Here is a 22,270-nt window from a genome sequence, read left to right as displayed (position 1 = left end):
ATGCATACACCTAAAGTTTTAGTTGTTGCCACTTCCCAAAAAACTCGTGGTGGTATAACATCTGTTATAAAAGCTCACGAAACTGGAGAACAATGGAAAAAGTTTCATTGTAAATGGATTGAAACACATCGGGATGGAAATAGCGTAAGAAAATTATGGTATTTAGGAACTGCTCTGATAGAATACATTTGCTTACTGCCATTTTATGATATAGTGCATATCCACATAGCCACAACGCAATCAGCCAGACGAAAAGCACTTTTTTTCTATCCTGCTAAATGGTTGAAGAAAAAAGTGATTTTACATTTCCATCCCTCCAATGAAAAGTTTTTATTTGAATCATCCAATCAAATACTTTATAGAAAACTATTCTCTAAAGCAGATTTAGTATTAGTACTGTCCGAACAATGGCAATGGTGGATAAAGGAAGCATTGGGAGTAACCGAACACGTTGAGATACTTTATAACCCTTGCCCTTCAGTAAATGAGCGGAAGGACCTGCAAAAAAAACAGATTCTATTCGCAGGAAGTATTATTCCAAGAAAAGGATATGAAATATTATTAAGAAGCTTTGCACGAATCGCTCAAAAATATCCCGAATGGAAAGTCATATTCGCCGGAAATGGCGAGATTGAGAAAGGGAAAAAAATAGCTGCAAAGTTAGGAATCAGTAAACAAATTACATTTCTTGGTTGGATAACCGATAAGCAAAAAGAACGAGTTTTTCAAGAAACCTCTATCTATTGCTTGGCAAGTGACGGTGAAGGATTTCCTATGGGAATGTTGGATGCTTGGGCTTACGGCATTCCATGCATAGTAACCCCTGTGGGAGGGATTCCAGACATCGTGGAAGATGGGAAGAACGGATTGATCTTTCAAATAAATAATGAAGAAGAACTATCGGAACAACTGGAAAAGATGATAACAGAAAAGAAACTGAGGGAAGCAATCGCGAAGGAATCTTTAAAATTAGCACGAACAACATTCAACGTTACGACAATCAATGCACAGTTAGGAAACATATACCAAAGTTTAAAATCATAAAACCATTCCCATGGAACCTTACAAAATCAGCATAATACTTCCATGCTATAAAATAGTTCAATACATTGAGAGATGCATCAATAGCATCTTAACTCAATATTTCCTTAATTATGAAGTAATCACCATCAATGGTTCAATATACTTTTAAAAACTTAGACTATCAAGACCTGTCTTTTAAGTTAAAGATTGCCTCATTTTGTATAACACACCATTTGACCGGATTACTATTTACCGACACATGCTACTCACTAAAACTAGGATTCAAGATAAAATAGTATTAATTACACTCACAAAGCAAACTGAAAAAAATAATAACGCATGCCTATAAGATATTACAATTTGGACTTCTTAAAAGTTCTCGCTGCCATATTTATAACCAATTCTCATTTTATTCCTTTATACAAAGATATATCACCCTCATTGGCTACTTTTGGAGTACATGGAAATGCTTTATTTTTCTTCGTTTCCGGTTTTGTGCTAATGATGGGATTTGAAAAGAAACAAGATTTATTTGTTAATTGGTATAAGAAAAGAATACAAAGACTATGGCCTTCTGTTTTTTTATGGAGTATTATTGCCGCCATTATTTGGAAAGATCCCATCACGTGGAAAAACTTACTAATAGCCAATAACTATTGGTTTCTACAATGTATCGCAATTTACTATATTTTATTTTATATTTTTGGAAATCTCAATATTTCTATTATGGGGGGGGCAAAATCTGTGTACAAAAAATACTTTTTATGTTCTCCATAGCAGCATCTTTACTATACTTTCATTTCATGCCTAAAGCAACAGGCTCCATATTCCATACGAACTTACATTTTGTTTGCCACTTCAGTATTATGATAATGGGAGGAATGACATATCTATATAAAGATAAAATAAAAACAAAATCATTATGGAAAGACTGTTTATGGGCGATCTTTTGGTTCGTTTTATACTTTATCATTCTTTATGTAGGGAAAGGAAAACAAGATTATAAATACTACTTCCAAATAGTAGGCTTATTACCTTTGCATCTATTCATCTTCTATGCATATAAAACAGCCAGTTATCATTGGTGTACAACTTTATTTCAGTCTTCAAGATGGAAAAGAATTCTCACTACGATAGCAAGCCTTACTCTTGAAATATATATTGTTCAATTTCATATCATTACAGATAAATTCAACAGACTCTTCCCTTTGAATACTGTAATTGTGTTTATTTTTATATGTATAACAGCTTATTGTCTTAGAGTAATGACATCACTATTTCTGCAATTCCTGTCTTCTGCACCTTTTGAATTTAAAAATGCTATAAAAATCAAATAAAAGTATGTCAAATGAAGAAATGCTAAGTATCCTTATCAACGCTTACGCTTGTTCTCCCAACATGGGCAGTGAACCGGGTATGGCCTGGAACTGGTGCATAAACCTAGCCAGGCATTGTGAACTATACATTATCACTGAAGGTGAATTCAGAGACAAAATAGAGGCAGTGCTCCCTACCCTGCCTCAAGGGAAACACATGCACTTTTACTATAATCCGGTTTCGGAAGAAGTACGGAAGATGTGTTGGAATCAAGGAGATTGGCGTTTCTATAAACACTATAAGAAATGGCAATGGAAGACTTACGAGATGGCACAGGAAATAATAGTCAAACAACATATAGATATTGTACACCAATTAAATATGATTGGCTTTAGAGAACCCGGATACCTTTGGAAACTAGATAAGCCATTTGTTTGGGGACCGGTAGATGCTAAAGAAAAATTTCCGACAGCATATCTAAGAGATGCAGGGATAAAAGCAAACTTATTCATCAGATTAAAAAATCACATAACCGGTTTACAGTTACGATATTCACAACGAGTAAAAAAAGCTGTAAAAAAAGCCTCTGTAGTAACATCCGCATCTTCTGAATCTCAGAAGAGTTTCAAGAAATATTTTCATATTGACGCTCCCTTATTAAATGAAACAGGGTGTTATCCTAAAACAACAATAATAAACAGTACAAAAGAAAAAGGTGATTTAAATTTGCTTTGGGTAGGTAAATTAGATTTCAGAAAACAATTGCCTTTAGCGATAAAGGCCATAGCACGACAGGCTAATCCACATATAAAACTCCATATCGTAGGTGGTAACAATAACTCCTATCAAAAGTTAGCGATGGAATTGAACATATCACATCAATGTATCTGGCATGGGGTTATCTCACATAATGAAGTTCAGGAACTCATGCAGAAAGCAGATATTTTCTTTTTTACCAGCATAGCTGAAGGAACTCCACATGTTGTTTTAGAAGCCATCAACAATAACCTTCCTGTTATCTGTTTCGACATATGTGGACATGGTGACTCAATTAATGAACAAGTAGGGATAAAAATTCCCCTATCTACTCCGCAACAATCCATCAACGATTTTGCGGAGAAGATAACATATCTGTTTAACCATAGAGACGTACTTAAGCAAATGTCTGAAAATTGCAGAGTCCGTCAAGAGGAACTATCGTGGGACAATAAAGCCAAACAGATGGTCAGTCTATATGAAAAAGTATTGTCACAAGAATGAGTAAAAGATACAAGCTATAAAAATAATATGTATGATATCTTTTTTAATAAATACTTTCCTCTTTATCGGAAAAAGCATACCTTTGCAAAGAAATTCTTACCCCATAATTCCAAAGCCTGTTCTTCGTGACAGGTAACAGCGTAGCGTACTTATAACCACCCATTCCTTTTTCACAAAACATGTTGAAGCTTAAAACAGTTTCACTCCTGAAGCACAGGAGCGACTTATCGGTATTGCCTGAAGGTAAATTATTGATAAACACGATTAATGCCCATTCATATAATACGGCGCTGAAAGATGATGAATTTGCAGAAGCCTTGCTTAAAGGCGGAGCACTGATTCCGGACGGGGCAAGCATGGTGCTGGCTTTCAGGTGGCTCCGGAAAGAGAGCATAGAACGTACCGCCGGATGGGATCTTTTTGAATATGAAATGGGACGGTTGAATCGGAAAGGAGGTATTTGCTACTTTCTGGGAAGCAACGGGAATACACTTAAGCTGATTAAAGAAAAAGCTAAAACCATATATCCGAATATTCAGATCAAGGCTTACTCTCCTCCCTACAAACCGGAGTTTACACAAGAAGAAAACCGAATGATGATAGATGCCGTAAATGCGGTAAAGCCAGACTTATTATGGATAGGCATGACGGCTCCCAAACAAGAGAAATGGGCGTACGCGCATCTGGATGAACTGGAGGTGAACGGGCATATAGGAACCATTGGAGCGGTATTCGACTTCTTTGCGGGTACGGTGGAACGTGCTCCGGTCTGGTGGCAGGAGCACGGGTTGGAATGGCTGTATCGCCTGATCAAAGAGCCTAAACGGATGTGGCGCCGGTATATCATCGGAAATGCCTTGTTCCTATGGAACATCACCAAAGAAAAATTCTCCATATAACATAAATCAATGAGATTAAAAAAAGCAGTATTAACGGTCTGTGTAATGGTGATGGCATCAGGAATCAAGGCACAGTACACCATGGGGACAACGGGGATGATGAACATTCCGACCGCCGAGATGCAGCAGACGGGAACGTTTATGATCGGTGGCAACTACTTGCCCAAAGAACTGAATCCGTTTAAATATAATTCCGGAAACTATTTCGTGAACATCACTTTCTTTTCATTTCTGGAATTGAATTACCGTTGCATTTTGCTGAAAAGTGACTATATGGCTACAAAGCCCAAATTCAATCAGCAGGACAGGTCTTTATCGGTCAGGATACGTCCGCTGAAAGAAGGTAAATATTGGCCGGCAGTAGTCATTGGAAGTAACGACCCGTTCAAAGACAAGGGTACAAATTATTTCGCGTCCGTATACGGAGTGGTTACAAAGAACTTTAGGATAGGCGAACATCGACTGGCAGCGACCGCAGGTTACTATCACCCATTGAGTAAAGACAAGTATATCTTACAGGACGGCATATTCGGCGGTCTCAGCTATACTCCCTCCTTTTGCAAACCACTGTCCGTCATGGCCGAGTATGACTCCGACGGATTTAACGTAGGAGCAGCAGCCAAATTATGGAAACATCTCTCACTGAATGTATTTACCCGGGAGTTTAAATGTATTTCTGCCGGAATACGATATGAATGCGTTTTAATCCATTAATCCGTATGAAGAAGAAATTGATAATTATAATCGGCCTGCTCCTCTCCTGCCCTGTCATGATCCATGCGCAAGTGGCCCGTAAACTCAGGGAGCTGGGTCTGGAGAATATCCGGACAGCCGAAGCCGGGGGAACAACCATCGCTGCTTTTGAGGACAATGTATATCGGGGAACTTATCGCGGAATAGGAAAAGCGATTGTCGCCGGAATGGAAGGCATAAGTAACGGAAATCTGGAACTGGTGGCGCTGGACGGAAACGGGATTCCACAACTGAGTATCTGTCTGCCGGATACATTGATAACCGGTTACAAGGCCGGTAAGATAACGCTGAAAGAGGTATACGAACGAATGAGCCTGAGTTACAGCACCGACCGTCCCATGCGGTTATTGAAGGAAAGCACAGAAGTGATCAACCGCTCGGCATGGAAAGCGGACATCGTCCTGTATCCGGAAGTGTCTTTAGAAAACTCGACTTTTGAGAAATTATATTCATATACGGTGAATCTGTCTCCTGCCGTGGAAATGGCTTTATGGAAAGGAGCAGAAGCAACAGCACAGGTGGTTTTCCCCATCGCAACCAATATGAAAGGGGAATACCGGAAGATACGGCCGGGTGTGATGACACTCTCACAGGAGATAAGGTTCCGTAACAACTTTCTGGGACGTATCGTGATAGGTAACTTTACCAATCACCGGATCGGCGCACAGGCGGAAGTGAAATACCGCACCGGGAACGGACGGGTGGAACTGGGCGCACAGATAGGAACAACCGGATATTCGGCCATCACGGACGAAGGATGGTATATCGGGACAAGGCAACGCATCAACGCGGCCGTGAAAGGTTCGCTCTATGTTCCGCAATTCAATGTCCAATTGGATTTACAGGCCGGAAGGTATTTATACGGAGACTACGGGATAAGAGGTGACTGCACACGCCACTTCGGAGAATATGCTGTGGGAGTATACGCCATGTACGTAGAAGGAGAGGTCAACGGGGGCTTTCATTTTGCCATCCCGTTGCCCGGAAAGAAATGGAACCGGAACCATGCCATAAGAATCAAGCCGGCCGAATTCTTTGCAGCCGAATACAGCATGGTGTCATGGGGTGAGTATGCCGATAAGAAAATGGGATATACCTATCAGACACGCCCGGCAGAGAACCGGAGCAGCGGATACTTCCAACCGGAATATATACGATACTTCCTGATCAGAAGTATCGAAAAAGAGAGAAATAAAAAGTAATTTTAATATTTTCTTAATGACAAAAATGATTATGAAAAAAAGTGACTTATTTAAGATAGGTGTGTTGCTGGTGGCAACCACCTTGGGAACAACCGGATGCTCTTTCGGCGAAGACGAGAAGAAGCCGGAAATAGTAGTGGACCCTGCCGAGAAAACAATAGAGTACTACATCGCAGGTAAAGTTACGGAAGGAAGCACTGCTCTGCCCGGTGTGGAAGTAAAGGCAGGCGAGGCTACAGCTACCACAGATGCAGAAGGAGCATACAAACTGACGGTAGACAGTAAGAAAACATATACCGTTACTTTTACAAAGGAAGGATACCTGAGTATAGATAATGCACAAGCCACCATTGCAGACAATGCGGAGAACCGCAGCATGGTGAGCTTAAGCGTAAAACTAAGCAAGCAGAGTCCCGCCAAGGAAATAGATGCCGAAGCGACAGAAGAAATAATTGTAACAGACAAAGGGCACAGTGACATGACAAAGGCGGAAGCAGCCGTAATTGTCCCTCCTGGAGCGATTGAAACAACAACCAACGTAAGCATCACTCCTTATGAAGAGCCTGCAGCCGCCACAACTACCGTGACAACAGGAACAGTGGAAACTCCGGTGGCTATTGCCAATATCGAAGTGGCAACAACGGAGGCCGTGACACTTGCCAAACCGGTCACACTGGCAGTGGTGAACAAAGCCTCGGAAAATGCCACATTTGAGGACGTGGAAGTGTACAACCAGAAGGTGACAACAAGAGCTGGAGAAAGCTGGGACAAAGTGGCTGATGCTGCCTATGACGTGACATCGAACAGCTATACATTTACATTACCTGCCGGAGCAACACTGTCCGGTAAGTATTCAATGCGTATCAAAAGTAACAAGACTACCGGATCTGAGCAGATAGGCGAGACAAACAAAGAGGAGAAAAAGAGTAACGAAGGGAATATGACAGCCATCCCTGAATATAAAATCAACTTTGAGGCAACAGCCGGATGGGAATATACAGTGACTCCGGAAACAGCATTAACCAATGCCGGTGTAAACGCTACGGATGCAAAAGGAATGGCAGCTATGATCAACAGTGCCATCGAAGCGCAAGAAGGCACAACAGGCACTTATAAAGTGAACCATGAACTGGTGGCCGGTATCAGCGGTAACCATATTCTGTATTACCTGAACCAGGCCAAATATTGCGAAAAGAAATACACGTTCAAAATCAGTGGCGGAAGAACTGTAACGATTACTCTGAAATTTTATACGGGAATGAAGATAACTTACACGAATGTGGAAGCAAGCCAGCACTCGGGAGGTAAAGTTTAAAATCTATCCTGTAAACACCATTCTTTTAATAAATAACTAAATTATGAAGCTGAATAATATAAAAACAGTATTGCTCTTGGTAGGATTGCTGATGGCATTCGGAAATATGAAAGCACAGGACAATCCGTTCAAACCGGAGTGGTTTGTGTCGGGAGGTATAAATGGACTATCGGCTTTAAACGGTTCAGCAAGCAACATGCTGGGCGGTAAAGTATCCGGTGGAGTGTGGTTAAACAAGATTATCGGTCTGCGTGTCAACGCAGAGGCCGGTAATGTGTGGCTGAAAGGCGGATACAACGCTGTAACGGCAGGTGCCGGAGCAGACATCATGGTGAGCTTGATGAAGAACTATACAAATGAAGACAGCAAGTTCCGGCTGAATGCGATTTTCGGACTGGGATACAACTACTATTCATTTGATAACGACTTTCCGAATTTATCGAAAACGAATACGATAAGCGGTAATTTCTCTCTGCAGGCTGCCTTCAAACTGAACTCGAAACTAAGTGTCTTTGCAGAACCGGGAATTAAAATCAGCACCAAGTTCTATGATATGGAAAATAAGGATGATGTGTTTGCCGCCGGCATGATGACCGTAGGCGTAATATACAAATTCTAATAACTCAGAGATTCTCCACAGAATTACACTGATTGGCAGCGGTCGTTTTTATACCGATAAAAGAAATGATCAACCGGGCAAAAATCGGTACACTCTGTGGAGAATTCAAAAACGGATTGACCAATGAAATTAAGTAAATTCTTATCGAGCAGAACAGGAAAACGTTTCTATAACCTCTGTTATTGTTGGGGAGCCTGTCTTGTAATTCTGGGAGCTGTATTTAAAATAGCTCACATGCCTTATGATAATCTGTTATTGATGATCGGATTATTTACGGAAGTATTCATTTTCTTCATCTCCGGATTTGATGAACCGGCAAGAGAGTACAAATGGGAAAGAGTGTTTCCGTTATTGAATGACAAAAACGCAAACATAAATCCGAACACGGGAGTAGCAGACACGCTGGTGACGGAAAAGTATCTACAGCAACTGAAGAGATTGGAAAGCAACATCGGAAAACTCAATGAAACATACGAAGCACAGATTAAAGGCATGACCGAACATGCCAGGTCGTTGAACGATATGAATTCGGAAGAGTTGAAAAAAGAAATGGAAAAAATGGCAGCATACATCGAATTGCTTAACAAACAATACAGTCAGATGCTGAATGCCATGAACGTGAAAACAGGGAAATAACAGAAACACATGGCTAAATATACATTACCGCCAAGACAAAAAATGATAAACCTGCTGTATGTGGTGCTGATTGCCATGCTGGCTATCAATATATCATCGGATGTCTTGGAAGGATATGGACTGATGAATAATGATTATCTTCCACAAATAGAGCAGTTGGAAGAATATAACCGGACTTTACTGGAACGAATCAACAACAGCCGGAATGACCAGGCAACCTTATCAGCACAGAGCATAGATGCAACAGCAGGGAAACTGATGGGCACACTGGAAGGACTGAAAGAAGATATTGCGCGGAAAGCGGACAAAGAAAAATATGAAACGGGAAAACTGAAGGCTAAAGACGACCTGAATGCTGTGCCGGAAGTATTCCTGTCGGTGACCGGAGGCAAAGGCAAAATGCTCAGGCTCTCACTGGAAGCATTCAAAGCGGAGACGCTATCACTGATTAAAAATGAATCACACCGGAAACTGGTCGGCACTTATCTGGATACGCAAGGACCGGGCACAGGCATTTCCTGGGAAAAAGAGACGTTCTCCTACCTCCCTGCCATCGGTGGAGTGACATTCATCAACAAAATACAGGAAGAGGTGCTGCTGTGTGTAAACGAAGTATATCGGTCATTGCTGTATGAAGAAGCGGAAGACGGAAAAAGCGGGACCTTTGTATTTATCAATGAAGACCAGATGATAGTAAATAGAGACGGAACGGTGGATCTTCCCGTTGTACAAATAACTCCGGCCCTAACCAATATTCTGTACACCAATTACGAAAATCCACTGAATATCCTGACTGCAGGTATTCCTTTCAACGAGGTGACATTCAGCATGACGAATGGAAAAATAATAAAAAGAGGGAATAATTGCCTGGCCATTCCGGATGAAAAAGCACGGACAGCAACAGTAACCGCCACCCAGACAAGGAACGGGGAAACCAAACGGCTGGCAGAATATCAATATACCGTGAAAGCGTTACCCGATCCGACACCTTACGTGCTATATAAGGATGAAAGTGGAAAAACGGTTCAATACCGGGGAAATGTGCCTATCAACAAAAAATCAGTATCCAACATGACACAAATAGGTGCTTCAATCAGTGACGGACCGAAAGCCGAATACAAGGTGGTCAGTTTTGAAATGGTACTGATCAAGGGAAACGGCAAGGCGGTGACTTCAATACCTAACAACGGGAACAGGTTCTCGACCGGACAAATGGAACTGATCAGGCAGCTGGATAAAGGAGATAAATTCTACATTACTTCGATCGTAGTAGCAGGTCCGGGAAACAAAAAGAAACAGATTGCATCAATAAATGTTGTATTAATATAATAAGATCATGACAAATAGATTGGGGTTAAAACCAAACAAATGGATACTCCTGGCGACATTACTGCTAATGATTTACAATTCACACGCACAGGAGCAACAAACAGGAAGAGAACAGTTTGAGAAAGGCAACTGGTTTGTATCCGGTGGTCTGGGCGGAGAATGGCTGACCAAGACACCGGGCAATATGTATGTTGGAGGTAAAATCTCCGGAGGTGTGCATCTGACTCCCCTGTCGGGATTCAGAGCGACTGCCGAAATCGGAAAAAACCGGATGGAAAACAATGGAGAAGCCACCCAACTCAGCGCGAATCTGGATTATATGTTAACCCTGATAGGGAACAATGGATTCAACAGGTTTAATCTGTCCGCCATTCTGGGTGCCGGTTTTAATTACTATGATTTGGGAAACGATAACCCGAAATATACAAGAGTAAACACTCTTTCGGGCAACTTCTCGATACAGGCTTCGTACAATGTAAACCGAAAATTCAGCATATTCATAGAACCGGGACTGAAGGTTTTGCCTAAATATTACAGCAAAGAGTTGAACAACAAACTTTATACACAAAGTAACTTAACGGTTGGAGTGGCATATACCTTCAAAGATAAATACAGGAAGAATAGCAAAGAGGGTGATAGAACTCTTTATACGCCGGTTGCAGACCTGATGGAAATAAAAGAAAAAATAGGGATGCTGTGTGAGGAAATGAAGCAAATGAAACAGGAATTGCAGGAACGCCGGAAGATAATGGATGGCCAGAACTTAATGATCGTTCCACAAAAAGATGCGCTCTCCATCGACATCATGTTCGATGAATTCAGTTCATTCGTCAGTGAAGAACAGGGACAGAAGATAGACGGTATAGGTGAATGGATGAAGGATAATGACGCAAGCATTCGGATCATTGCCTTCAGCGATAATCTTACGGATAAGAAAGCGGACCGGGAACTGCGCAGCCGTCGTTCGGAAGCCATCCGGAAGATATTGATAGAGAAACATCACATTGCGCCTGAACGGATCACCGAATCGACTCCGGAAGCAATGGGATATGAAAACAAAACGGGATGCAATGCCATGATTGTATATATCCCCGAAAATAAACAATAATCAACCTATACACCCTGATCACATGACGATTGCTGTTGACTTTGATGGTACTATCGTAGAACACCGTTATCCGAAAATCGGTGAAGAAATTCCATTCGCCACAGAAACCCTGAAAATATTGGCCAAAGAGCGTCACCGACTGATTTTATGGACTGTACGCGAAGGTGATTTACTTGAAGAAGCCATTGAATGGTGCCGGCAGCGGGGGGTCTCCTTCTATGCCGTCAATAAAGACTATCCGGAGGAAGAAAAAAATCATCACGGATTCTCCCGCAAACTGAAAGCAGACCTTTTCATTGATGACCGGAACTTGGGAGGTTTACCCGACTGGGGAACCATCTACCAGATGATCCATGAACAAAAACCATACGAACCCGTTCTATCTGACAGACAGAAATCGACCGGTGATTCAAACTGGATAGGGAAACTGTTCGGCAAACGTAACAAATAAAAGGAAAGGACCAACGATGAATAATCATGTAGTAATTATGGCCGGTGGCATAGGAAGCCGCTTCTGGCCGATGAGTACACCGGAATGTCCCAAACAATTCATAGATATATTGGGATGTGGGAAAACACTGCTCCAATTGACAGCCGAAAGATTCGGCAACCTTTGCCCGCAAGAAAACATGTGGGTAGTCACATCTGAAAGGTATAAAGACATTGTTCAGGAACAATTGCCGGGTATACCGGAAAACAACATACTGGCAGAGCCCTGTCCCAGAAATACGGCTCCTTGCATAGCGTATGCCTGTTGGAAAATAAAAAAGAAATATCCGGATGCCAACATTGTGGTCACTCCTTCTGACCAAGTGGTGATTGATACCACCGAATTTCGCAGAGTAATAGACAAGGCACTCTCGTTTACGGATAAAAGCAGTGCCATCATTACACTCGGAATAAAACCCGGGCGTCCGGAAACCGGTTATGGGTATATTGCCGCAGGCGAACCCATAGCAAGGGATAAAGAAATATTCCATGTAGAGTCTTTCAGGGAAAAACCCAATAAAGAGACAGCCGAAAAATATCTGGCGGCAGGTAATTATTTCTGGAATGCAGGGATTTTCGTATGGAATGTGAGAACAATCACAGCTGTCATGCGGGTTTATGCACCGGGCATAGCACAGATCTTCGACCGGATTTATCCCGACTTCTATACAGAACGTGAGGAAGAGACTGTAAAAAGACTATTTCCCACAGCCGAAAGCATTTCAATAGATTATGCGGTGATGGAAAAAGCAGAAGAGATTTATGTACTGCCCGCAAAGTTCGGATGGTCCGACTTGGGAACCTGGGGAGCACTGCAGAGTCTGTTGCCCAAAGACAAAGAAGGCAATGCCACAGTAGGAACAGATGTCCGGATGTACGAAAGCCGGAACTGCATGGTACATACTTCACAAGAGAAACGGGTAGTCATACAAGGTCTGAATGACTATATCGTGGCTGAAAAAGACAATATACTGCTTATATGCCAATTATCGGAAGAGCAACGAATCAAAGACTTTTCAAAAGAATAAATGTTGATCCCTTTCAATATTTATAAGTCCCGGTTTAATGCCGGGCGTAGGGGCGTCCCGATGTGAATCGTGGCAGCTTTTATTTGTTTTGTTTGTGTGTGTTCCTCCGGCCAGGCGTGGTCGGAGGAACATTTTTTTAGGGTAGCTGTTCCCGGTTATTCAATTTCAATATAAAGAAATACAGAAGGATGGGAAGCACTGGAAGAGCTATTAATGCCAAGTAAGTCATATTTCCAGTTTCAAGATCGAAAAAAATCACCTGTGGAGAAAGTGCTTCTACCATAAAGAAAAAAAAGACAGCAAACTCCATGACCAAAGTGATCATCAGCAATACAATAAAAGTATGGTATCTTTCTACATAAAGATTAAAAGTCGGAGAAATATACCGCATTACCATCAAACCGGCAATTGACAGGAGCAAACAAAGATCAATACAGAAAAAGAGGCCCCATTGCCCGGAAGCATAATCACAATTGGACAACTCCCATACATTCGTATCATTTATTCCGGGTTGAATCTGTTTGAATGGAATCCGAAAAAGATAAAACGGATTGGAAACAAGAGAAATGACAGAACTGGTATCTATGGAACCATCACTGTAAATGACTTTGGATGCCAGCCCCAAGGAATCGAAATCCGCGAAATAAACCGTATCGACAAAACATTGCAGCCCAGCAATAAAACCGGAATTCCGGATGCCCGCACTATGCGAAAAGGTTAAAGATAAATCGAGTTTCTCGTAAACATGGGTGGTATCTACCCGAAAACTGTCAATGACAAGACTCAATGATTTAACGAACTGGGCCAATGCACGTTTATCCTTAAAGTCGAACTCCGGAAGATAAACATTCAGGCCACTGGGTTTATGAATACTATGCGGTCGATGGATCATCCCGGACGGATAGCCGAAAACAGTATAGATAAAACGGCGGCATGCTGCCGGATTAGAAAGGAAACGATTGGTGGAAAGCGCATCACCGCAATAAGCTACAAGATCATAGTTAATACGATCGTAAGGATAGAAATCCATCACATTCGGAGAGTCCCAGTTATTCGTCAGCTCGGGCATTCCTGTCACAGGATTAATGATATAGCCCGGATATCCCAAACGACTGATCTTCCGGGTATGCACAACCGGTTGGCTTAAATAGACATCAGTCATCCAATAAGGAACTATGACATAGGCCAAAGAGGCACGTTGAAGAGCAGAAGTGAGAGAGTCGACCTCGGACTGGAAGTGTTGTGTAACACGAGTCGTATAGATCTGACGTTGTTTCAATGTATCCGGACGATTGTCAAAATAACAATAGAAGTTCTTCACATTGTAATAATCGTAATATTCAGCCTCTTTCAGCCATTCTCCTACCGGATGAGATTCATCATATATCTCTGGCTCTGTACTCAATTCCGTTAGCGTCGTATCAGAAGTATAGATAAGTTCATCCAACTTTTTCTCTGTTTCATAAGGCACATCAGAAACAAGGGTATTCATAAACCCTTTGGCACTGATATATTTTTTCAGCAGTTCATTTTCAGAAAGCTTGAACTGTTCTTCTATTTTATATGGATAAACAACATAGCCATAAGCTCCCGGAGTAAGAATCAGACTATAAATATTGCTCAGCTGATCGATATCTTTAAAGAAATAAGTATTTTCGGGAACAGGAGAAGGAATCAATCCTTTCCAGCCTCCGGCAAGTCGCATATCCCGTTGCTCAGTTGGGATTAACGGCCATTTCTGACGTCCATGAGTTAAAACTTCTAAGCGGATTCGATTCCATCCCTGAGGAGTCTGATAATGGTAAGGGCGAAATTTCTGATAGGCATTTGTGAAGCTATTCTGTGCAGAAAGCGACAGATACCCCAAAAACATCACACTGACGGCTAACAAGAACTTCTTCATAAGTATATCAATTTATTATTCAGTTTGCACCTTCTTTAGCCTGCTCCTGACGCACAGCGGCAAGCAACATGGATTCATCGATGACTTGAGTATGGCTCGCAACCAACTGCAAAGCGCAACGACGAATGATATTGGTCATAGCACCTCCCGAAAATGAATAAGTTGCTATTTTATTTATCAACTCTTCACGATTCCGGGGAGTCCAGACTACCGGCAGCATTTTATCCCATAATGCCTTACGAATATATTCATCCGGCATCGGAAAATAAATAGTGGACTGAAACCTCCGGGAAAAAGCTTCGTCAATATTCGAACGCAGATTAGTAGCAAGTATCACCGTACCGGGAAAATCTTCAATACGTTGTAACAAATAGGCAACCTCCTGATTGGCATGCCGGTCATTGGAAGTCTGCGTAGAAGTCCTTTTACCAAACAAAGCATCTGCTTCATCAAAAAACAAGATCCAATTGCGATTCTCTGCCAAATCGAATACACGAGCGAGATTCTTTTCAGTCTCGCCAATATACTTCGAAACAATCATGGACAAGTCTACCCGGTAAACATCCATTTGATTGCGTTTACCAAGCAACGTTGCTGCCAGTGTTTTACCTGTTCCGGGAGGACCATAAAACAAAGAACGGTAACCGGGCTTCAGAATACGTTTCAGGTTCCACTTCTCCATCACCGTATGATGACTGGTAATCCAGGTATTAATTTCCTCCAGTTGTCCGGCAACCTGATAATCTACAACCAAATCATTCCAGGAAAGCGGAGTCACGATTCGTTTTGCCGGAAAACCGATACTGTAATCCGGCTTATATTCTTTACCATAAAGCACCCTACTGAGCAATTCATCCGATGCACGAAGCTGCCCGCTTAAGAAAGGTTCTCCATCTCCGGAACCTTCCAACCGTAAGATATTATGAGTATAAAACCAATGGTCACGTTCAAACAGACGAATCACCGATTGCCGTTTTTCCACATCCTCGCCGATCAACATGAAAGCAGCAGTCTCGCCTGTAGGAAGAAAGCCCCCATGCGAAACACCTTTCCAACCGCCAAACTCAGTATATGGACGATCAAAATTCTTATTGTTCACAAAGAAAATGTCCAAAGCCTGAGGATAACAATGAGGCATCAAAGCAAGCATTATGACCACTTTTTCTTCAAAAGTGATCTGAGATGAAGGTTTACCCGTTATCTCCCTCCACCATGAATTGACAGGAGGTTGTACTTCAAACAGAGAGGTCACTTCACACTCCTGCCTGAAGTACAAACGAATACTCACATCAAGCACCTGCTGAAACCAATCAATCAGTTCTTTCATAGGACCTACTTTTTATTGTGCCGCTTTCGCTCCCAACACATCCGCTTCATGTTCCAACCCGGCATCATCATTTACAGCCATTCCTCCTATTTCGGTCGTTGGTTGTACACGTCCCTCTACCTGTTGAACCACATGGGCCAGTTCATGTCCCAACAATTGTTTTCCGTAAGAAGTATCCGGCCTAAACTGCCCGGGGGCAAAATGTATATCCGTTCCCTGGGTATAAGCTAATGCACCGACTTCCGGTGCTTTTGACGACTCAGGATGCACGCGGACAGAAGAAAAATCCACCCCCAACGACTCTTCCATATTCTGTTTCACACCATCCGGAATTCCAGTTCGGTTCTCAGCTTTTCTTTGCACAGACTGTTCAAGCTTTCCTTGCAATAATTCATCATCATCTTCTTCACGCTGTGCAACAAACCTACCTTGCAATAACTCGTCATCATCGTCTCCCATCCTCTGGACGACTTCAGTCATCTTCGCTTGCATGGTTGCCAAGTCCCGATTATCAATCATTGAAACAGCAGACAGCCCTTTCTTAGATTGCTGTACCCTTATAGGTACAGCCTCTGTATTCACTTTTTCCGCATTCATTCTTTTGTCCTCCAGTTTACCATTAAAAGCGAATGCATCCACGGAGTTCGTAGCATACTATAGCTCCATGGTATACTGTCAAGAAGTACATCGTAGGCTTTGCGTTCTACGCTCAATGTCCAACGGTCATCTTTCATACTCAAAGAGCCTTTACGTATTAAAAAAGCCTCTCGAAAAGCTCTGGTGGATATATTCTTTATTTTACTCCACATAGATTTAACATTTTCCAAGAGGCTATTGGCCAACTCTTTTTCCTTTTCAGTCAACGCAACCTTAGAAGGTAAAGGAGCTTCAACATTCATCCCTACTAAAACCTTATTCAACAGCAAATCTCTTTCGAGCCACTCTTTTTCCTCACCATATATAATATACTGCAATAAGAAGATAGCATGATTTTGCAACTCTTCATTTTTAAATTGCCTGCGATCATCCGACAGATACTCAGCCATCATAAAAAGACGAGGAAAAAAAGGAGCCAAAAGAACAATACCCGCATTCGGGATTTCAAAATTACTTGTTTCCATAATCATTACATTTTTGTTTAATTGGTTAATGTAGTTAATTATCTCTGTAATATTTTTATCATTTCTCAGATACACTTTATCCAATACTCCCATTACTCCGGGAGGAACAGCTTGCCGAATACGTCCCATAAGAAAGCGAATGATTTCCTCTTCGGACCAGGCTGTAAAAGGTTTTGCTGTCAGCTCCACCATCCAAACAGATAAATATTCGGCTATCGACTGTAAAAAATAGAATTCAGTGCAGTGAGTACGCAGGACTGCATAAACAGATAAAAGCTCCTGATAAATAGTCAGTAATCTCATATCTCCGATTCTTCGGAGCCAAAGTCTTTGCAAAGAAGCCTTCCGGTTTATCAGGCTCAATATAAACGACGAATTCAGTCGCCCGGTTTTCCAAAGAGAACGAAATAACTCATTTTGTTCATCCAATAAATAAATAAGCCATTTCTCACAATAGATTTCTTTTCCGGCATCCCGAAGAATCGCTGATTCTCCGAAAAGATGAAATAACCAGGATTCTAATTCCCTCCGGTCCAACCGTCTCACCACCTCGGGAATAGCCAAAGGAAGCAGATGTTCTTTATAAAGTTCTTCCAGAACCTCACTTAATCCATTATTTGCAACAAAGTCCGGCATTTCTTTTAGTTCGCGGAAGAAATAGCCCAGTAATTCAGAAACACTCAGATTATAATGAGTTGCCAACCGCAACAACACGGAGTAAACGAAACTCTTTCGGTGAAAAAAGCTTTCTTTGCCGGGGAGTATACAGGAAAAGATGAACTCCCACTTCAATGTACGGAAATCACTTCCTGCTTTTCCTTCAAGAAGCCCATGGGTATGCCCTCTGTCAAGCAATCGGGCATAAGCTCGGATAAATTCATATTTTCCCGGTAATACACGTGCCACAACCTCTTCTATTTGCTGTTCAGAGAATGGTTCTAAAAAATGCCGGCAAAGAAGTGGAGTTGCCCAAATTGTGATTATACTTTCCGGAGAAAGTTTCTCCCAGGAAAATTCTTCAACTGTTTGAGGAACCAACTCCTGTTTCAACTCCAGCAATACCGAAAGTAACTGCACAGACAGAAAAGTTCCCTGTAAGCTTTCGTCCTCAGTTAGCAACAAGATCAAACTACCGACGGATAAATTATAATGTGCGGCCAGTTGCTGTAAAACAGAAAGAACAAACACCTTACGACTGAAGACAGAGGCAGGCAGTCGAACCAATACCGCAAAAATAAACTCCCATTTCAGTATGCGGAATTCATCTCCGGCCTTACCGGAAAAAGTACCGGCATTCTTACGTCTGTCAAGGGTATGAGCATAAAAAACAATAAACTCTTTTTCCGTCGGAATAAGCACTCCGACCAGTATATGAATTTCTTCTTTGCTCAGAGAACTTAGCAATTCACGGGTTAGTTTCCTGTCTGAGAAAATCTGCTTCAACCGATTGGCAGACAAAATAACAAATGCTTCTTCCTCTCCTGCCAGGTGCCTCAGACAAACCCTAATTTCCCTAAACATGATCGTGTAGAAAGTACCCTCCAATGCACGTAATCCTGCTTGTACATCAGTTCTGATCTCTTTCAGGATACTCCACAATTCGGGTAATTGCACCACTTTATTTTCTAACTCCCTGATGCCTTCGGTCAGGAGCAACGTCATTTCCGCAAAAGAGAAGTTGAAGTGGGCAGCTATCCCGTGAAGCGTATGCACCAACAATTGTTTTCGGTCAAATCGGCCTCTGCTTTCCGAAAGCAGATAAGCAAGCACCAGCGTCCAAACTAGATTTCTGTAATCATATTGTCCGATATCTGCCCGTTTCATCAAAGTATAGGTTCGTAGCTGGATACGAACATAAAGATTAATAAACTTGCTCTCGGAAGGTCTGACTGTTTGCACGATATTTTCCAACTCTTCATCAGTGAACTGAAATACCATTCGACGATACAGGAAATCATAATGACCATATGTTTCCAAAAACTCACGGAAAGAATAGGCATCTTTACGAAGAACAAGCGACAAAAGATAACTGATATCCATCAAACGCTGTTCGACAAAAGAAGGGAAGTATCCGTGCAAAAGAAAAAAACCGAGTAATTCCAACGCTGTATGGGGCAACGTCTCTTTCCGGATGCCCTGATCCGGAAATGAAGTATCCTCACTTAGCCACTTCCGGCAATATTCATGCAAGGCAATGCGTAGCCGTTCCGCAAACCGGTCATCAAACTCTTCTTCTTTTAGAATACCCAAATCGAGCGGCAAACGCTCTATGATAATAGCCTTATCTTCCCGGTCATAGTGACACATGACTTCCTCCCACACTTCTTCGAAATCTTTTTCATAAGAGTAGTCCCAACGTGCATTCAGCCTTTGTGCAAAAAGCTCGTTATCTGCCAGAAAGTCAAATTTCACCGAGTCAATTGAAATCATTCGTCAGCCATTTTTTTAGTTTATCAGTCAATATCTCTATTTTCCAATCTCTGGAAGTGGAAAGTGCATATTTCCACAACCGGAAATCAGTTCTGAAATCCGCACCCCTTTCTTTTTCCAACCAATAAACGCAGGCGTGAATATGGGCAGGTATACGTGAAAGAACCAGTTGCTCGCAGTTATGCTTGAACTCTTCATCCCGTATCCAACGCTCACCCGCAGTCCATATCACTGAAATCCGAAAAGAAGAACCGTCTTCTCCTTTTTTCAAGTGTAGTTCCAATAGAGGATGTTCCACTACAAATATTTCAGCTTCGTATCTTTCAAGATGAAGCAGACAATCTATATATTTCTCTAATCCGGAACGATTTTCCGGAGAAGAATCTTGTAAATTAAATGCACGGTTCCTATCCCGTCCCCATTCAGGAAGACAACTCAAAAAATTGATCCGCCGTTTTCGCCGTTCTTCGTCTGTTTCATATTTCCTCAGAAAAGTAGGATTACTGTCTTCTCCATACAAACGATCGAGAATATCCATCCATGCCTCTTTTTTATCATTCAGATCGGTCTCATCAGTCCGCATCCAAAAGGGAAGGGATTCTAATTCATTCAGAACAGAAATAAACTGTCCGTCAAAAAGAGCAAGATACTCTTTGAAACTTTCTTGCTCAACAGCGCCATAAATTTCCGGAAGATCCTGACGAACCGGACAATGTGTGAAGATATTCCTGTAGGTTCCTTCGGGACAGTCATCCAATATTGCTTTGTCCATAGTCTGGTTTTGTACCCCATAGGTAGCCGCACGCATAGAAGCAATCACCCTCTGCACCACTCCCGGTTCCACCGCTGCACGCTTTCCATTCTTTTTTAATACAACTCCTTCTTCTGCCCCGCTAAAAGGAGATATGGAATAAGCTTGTAAAGGACTTTTTCTACGAATAAATTGCTTCAATGTCCGCCCATTCTCCATAAAGTAAAGGGAAATAACCCGATGTATCCCGGGCATTGCTTTTACTCGTTGATAGAGACTAAGGACATCATACACCATTCTTCCGGTACACATGGTAGACTCGTCAATCACCATTCGTTGTTGTACGGGACCTTCCAGAATCTCATCAATAGTCATGCCTTTGTCCAATAATTCGTCTACTCGGCAGAAACGCACACCTCCGCCCAAAAACTCACGGACTTCAAAATACAAACGTGCCATCATATGATTGGCATCTTCCGTTTCATCTATCTCAATTTCGGCATAGAGTTGCAGAGGTTCATAAGTAAGGAAGCTCACTTCACCTACATTCTCACAGAGATTGCGATGGGCATGAAACAATCTGTAAACTTCCTTCAGTATTTCATGCTTTCGTTTCACATGTACTTCGGGACCTGCATCCAATACAAAGTCATAAATGCCGGATTCGTGATGAACCACCACTTGTACATCCAACAATCCCTCAATCCCCGCAATGAATAATTTCCGGTAATCAGCAACCGTAACAGGATTTACTGGAAAGACTTCAGAAGGAAGGAAAAGAGCATGCTCTCCGGGAGAAAAGCGTTGTTCTTCGGCAGTCAGATAATCCTGTAGATCAAAACCCAAACGATAATCTGTCTCCAACAAAGCATAATTCAGTATATCCAGCACCGTTACTCCAGGATCGTGTTCGTTATAGTCCGTCCACAACTCCCCTGCCAGCTCCTGAACTTTTGCCAGCGCTTTCTCCTGGAGTTGCGTATAAAGATCCTGTCCCTCCCCTTTCCGTTGTATGGTAACGTGCTCTTCCATTTATTCTTTTGTTACAAAATCCATATCAAGCATTGAACTGACACGATAGTGAAGCCAGACATCTTCTCCGTAGTTGGAACTCGTCCGAACCTGCAACCCACATGTCCTTCCTTCTCCTCGTCGCCACCGAAATTGTATTTTGTTGAAACGAGTCCCAAACCAGGAACGACGGTTCCAAATGCGAGGATGCTGTCCGAAGCAATTCATCGCAGTTACATCTGCTATGGCATATTTACCTTTCCATTTTAGTCCGCAAGCTGCCACAATATGGTAAGCCAGACAACCATATTCCATCCCTCCAATATCATGCCACAATCCGTTAGCGGGAACCTTTCCCTGCATATGCCCTCCCACAAAACTATCTGCTTGAACCGAACCGTTCACCTGCAGCTTCACCTTGCCGTTATCTCCCATCCTTATTGTTCCGTCGGCACACAAAGTCACCAAGGCCTTTTCATCCTCTCCCCGGTGAATATGCAGTTCCCTCTCCTTACCAAGAGATATGATCCAAGCCGGAACTCCGTCCAATATATTCCGGCGTATCTCCATGACAGCTCCGTCATCATTCAGCGGTGAAAGGAGCATCCCCCTCTCTGCCGATTTATTGAATCCATCATCCACAACGTTCAGCATAGAATCAATCAGATCGACAAATTGTGTATGATCCGGTTTCTTACCTTTACCGAAATACTCTTTCAAAGTCTTACGATTCGTTTTTGCCATATTCG

Annotated in this window: 20 protein-coding genes; 14 read left to right on the top strand and 6 right to left on the bottom strand. The window is 42.1% G+C overall.

Features of this window, described 5'->3' with window-relative positions; translation table 11 throughout:
• The 14 genes from JZY04_RS06180 (at position 1) to JZY04_RS06120 (ending at position 12,978) form a co-directional block, all read left to right on the top strand.
• Entirely contained in the window at positions 1–1,044 is a 1,044-nt protein-coding gene (locus JZY04_RS06180) for a glycosyltransferase family 4 protein (RefSeq protein WP_032565963.1), read from the top strand.
• Positions 1,045–1,054: 10 nt separating this feature from the next.
• Positions 1,055–1,192: a glycosyltransferase gene (locus tag JZY04_RS21460; protein ID WP_349834517.1), complete on the top strand. Its 138-nt coding sequence runs from the start codon at positions 1,055–1,057 to the stop codon at positions 1,190–1,192.
• Positions 1,193–1,362: 170 nt separating this feature from the next.
• Positions 1,363–1,800 carry an acyltransferase family protein gene (locus tag JZY04_RS21215; protein ID WP_230849658.1) on the top strand — a complete coding sequence of 146 codons (438 nt, stop codon included), beginning with the start codon at positions 1,363–1,365 and terminating at the stop codon, positions 1,798–1,800.
• 579 nt (positions 1,801–2,379) lie between these two features.
• Positions 2,380–3,600 carry a glycosyltransferase family 4 protein gene (locus tag JZY04_RS06170; protein ID WP_032591848.1) on the top strand — a complete coding sequence of 407 codons (1,221 nt, stop codon included), beginning with the start codon at positions 2,380–2,382 and terminating at the stop codon, positions 3,598–3,600.
• A 179-nt stretch (positions 3,601–3,779) separates the two neighbouring features.
• The gene (locus tag JZY04_RS06165) at positions 3,780–4,499 is read left to right on the top strand and encodes a WecB/TagA/CpsF family glycosyltransferase (protein WP_005806867.1); all 720 of its coding nucleotides are present in this window, start codon (positions 3,780–3,782) and stop codon (positions 4,497–4,499) included.
• 9 nt (positions 4,500–4,508) lie between these two features.
• A complete protein-coding gene (locus tag JZY04_RS06160) occupies positions 4,509–5,213 on the top strand; it encodes a YjbH domain-containing protein (RefSeq protein WP_032530464.1) in 705 nt (234 codons plus the stop codon).
• A 5-nt stretch (positions 5,214–5,218) separates the two neighbouring features.
• The gene (locus JZY04_RS06155; RefSeq protein ID WP_122141832.1) at positions 5,219–6,454 is read left to right on the top strand and encodes a hypothetical protein; all 1,236 of its coding nucleotides are present in this window, start codon (positions 5,219–5,221) and stop codon (positions 6,452–6,454) included.
• Between the two features lie 31 nt (positions 6,455–6,485).
• On the top strand, positions 6,486–7,769 hold the full coding sequence (locus JZY04_RS06150) for a carboxypeptidase-like regulatory domain-containing protein (RefSeq protein ID WP_122141833.1): 1,284 nt from the start codon (positions 6,486–6,488) through the stop codon (positions 7,767–7,769).
• A 43-nt stretch (positions 7,770–7,812) separates the two neighbouring features.
• Positions 7,813–8,388 carry a hypothetical protein gene (locus JZY04_RS06145; protein WP_122141705.1) on the top strand — a complete coding sequence of 192 codons (576 nt, stop codon included), beginning with the start codon at positions 7,813–7,815 and terminating at the stop codon, positions 8,386–8,388.
• Positions 8,389–8,511: 123 nt separating this feature from the next.
• Complete coding sequence (gene gldL, locus JZY04_RS06140; RefSeq protein ID WP_065739447.1) at positions 8,512–9,024, top strand: gliding motility protein GldL; 513 nt, start codon at positions 8,512–8,514, stop codon at positions 9,022–9,024.
• A 9-nt stretch (positions 9,025–9,033) separates the two neighbouring features.
• Positions 9,034–10,353: a GldM family protein gene (locus tag JZY04_RS06135; RefSeq protein ID WP_122141706.1), complete on the top strand. Its 1,320-nt coding sequence runs from the start codon at positions 9,034–9,036 to the stop codon at positions 10,351–10,353.
• A 7-nt stretch (positions 10,354–10,360) separates the two neighbouring features.
• Positions 10,361–11,461, top strand: a complete 1,101-nt coding sequence (locus tag JZY04_RS06130) for an OmpA family protein (RefSeq protein ID WP_122141707.1) — start codon at positions 10,361–10,363, stop codon at positions 11,459–11,461.
• Between the two features lie 22 nt (positions 11,462–11,483).
• A complete protein-coding gene (locus tag JZY04_RS06125) occupies positions 11,484–11,912 on the top strand; it encodes a BT0820 family HAD-type phosphatase (protein WP_032530459.1) in 429 nt (142 codons plus the stop codon).
• A gap of 16 nt (positions 11,913–11,928) precedes the next feature.
• Positions 11,929–12,978, top strand: a complete 1,050-nt coding sequence (locus JZY04_RS06120; protein ID WP_122141708.1) for a mannose-1-phosphate guanylyltransferase — start codon at positions 11,929–11,931, stop codon at positions 12,976–12,978.
• A 136-nt stretch (positions 12,979–13,114) separates the two neighbouring features.
• Here the strand turns inward: JZY04_RS06120 and JZY04_RS06115 are convergent, their stop codons facing one another.
• Genes JZY04_RS06115 through JZY04_RS06090 form a run of 6 tightly spaced genes read right to left on the bottom strand, consistent with a single transcriptional unit; the run spans position 13,115 to position 22,265 of the window.
• A complete protein-coding gene (locus JZY04_RS06115) occupies positions 13,115–14,881 on the bottom strand; it encodes a hypothetical protein (RefSeq protein WP_122141709.1) in 1,767 nt (588 codons plus the stop codon).
• Positions 14,882–14,900: 19 nt separating this feature from the next.
• Positions 14,901–16,208 carry an ATP-binding protein gene (locus JZY04_RS06110; protein WP_122141710.1) on the bottom strand — a complete coding sequence of 436 codons (1,308 nt, stop codon included), beginning with the start codon at positions 16,206–16,208 and terminating at the stop codon, positions 14,901–14,903.
• A 12-nt stretch (positions 16,209–16,220) separates the two neighbouring features.
• Positions 16,221–16,805, bottom strand: a complete 585-nt coding sequence (locus JZY04_RS06105) for a DUF4157 domain-containing protein (protein ID WP_122141711.1) — start codon at positions 16,803–16,805, stop codon at positions 16,221–16,223.
• Positions 16,802–19,759: a contractile injection system tape measure protein gene (locus tag JZY04_RS06100; RefSeq protein ID WP_122141712.1), complete on the bottom strand. Its 2,958-nt coding sequence runs from the start codon at positions 19,757–19,759 to the stop codon at positions 16,802–16,804. The genes JZY04_RS06105 and JZY04_RS06100 overlap by 4 nt, the downstream gene beginning before the upstream one ends.
• On the bottom strand, positions 19,746–21,542 hold the full coding sequence (locus JZY04_RS06095; protein ID WP_122141713.1) for a hypothetical protein: 1,797 nt from the start codon (positions 21,540–21,542) through the stop codon (positions 19,746–19,748). Before JZY04_RS06095 ends, JZY04_RS06100 begins: the two co-directional genes overlap by 14 nt.
• Complete coding sequence (locus JZY04_RS06090; RefSeq protein ID WP_122141714.1) at positions 21,543–22,265, bottom strand: hypothetical protein; 723 nt, start codon at positions 22,263–22,265, stop codon at positions 21,543–21,545.
• Positions 22,266–22,270 lie beyond the last annotated feature (5 nt).

Source organism: Bacteroides sp. 11BF (assembly GCF_019633765.1).
Taxonomy (GTDB): Bacteria; Bacteroidota; Bacteroidia; order Bacteroidales; family Bacteroidaceae; genus Bacteroides; species Bacteroides hominis.
This window is presented reverse-complemented; position numbering and strand designations above follow the sequence as displayed.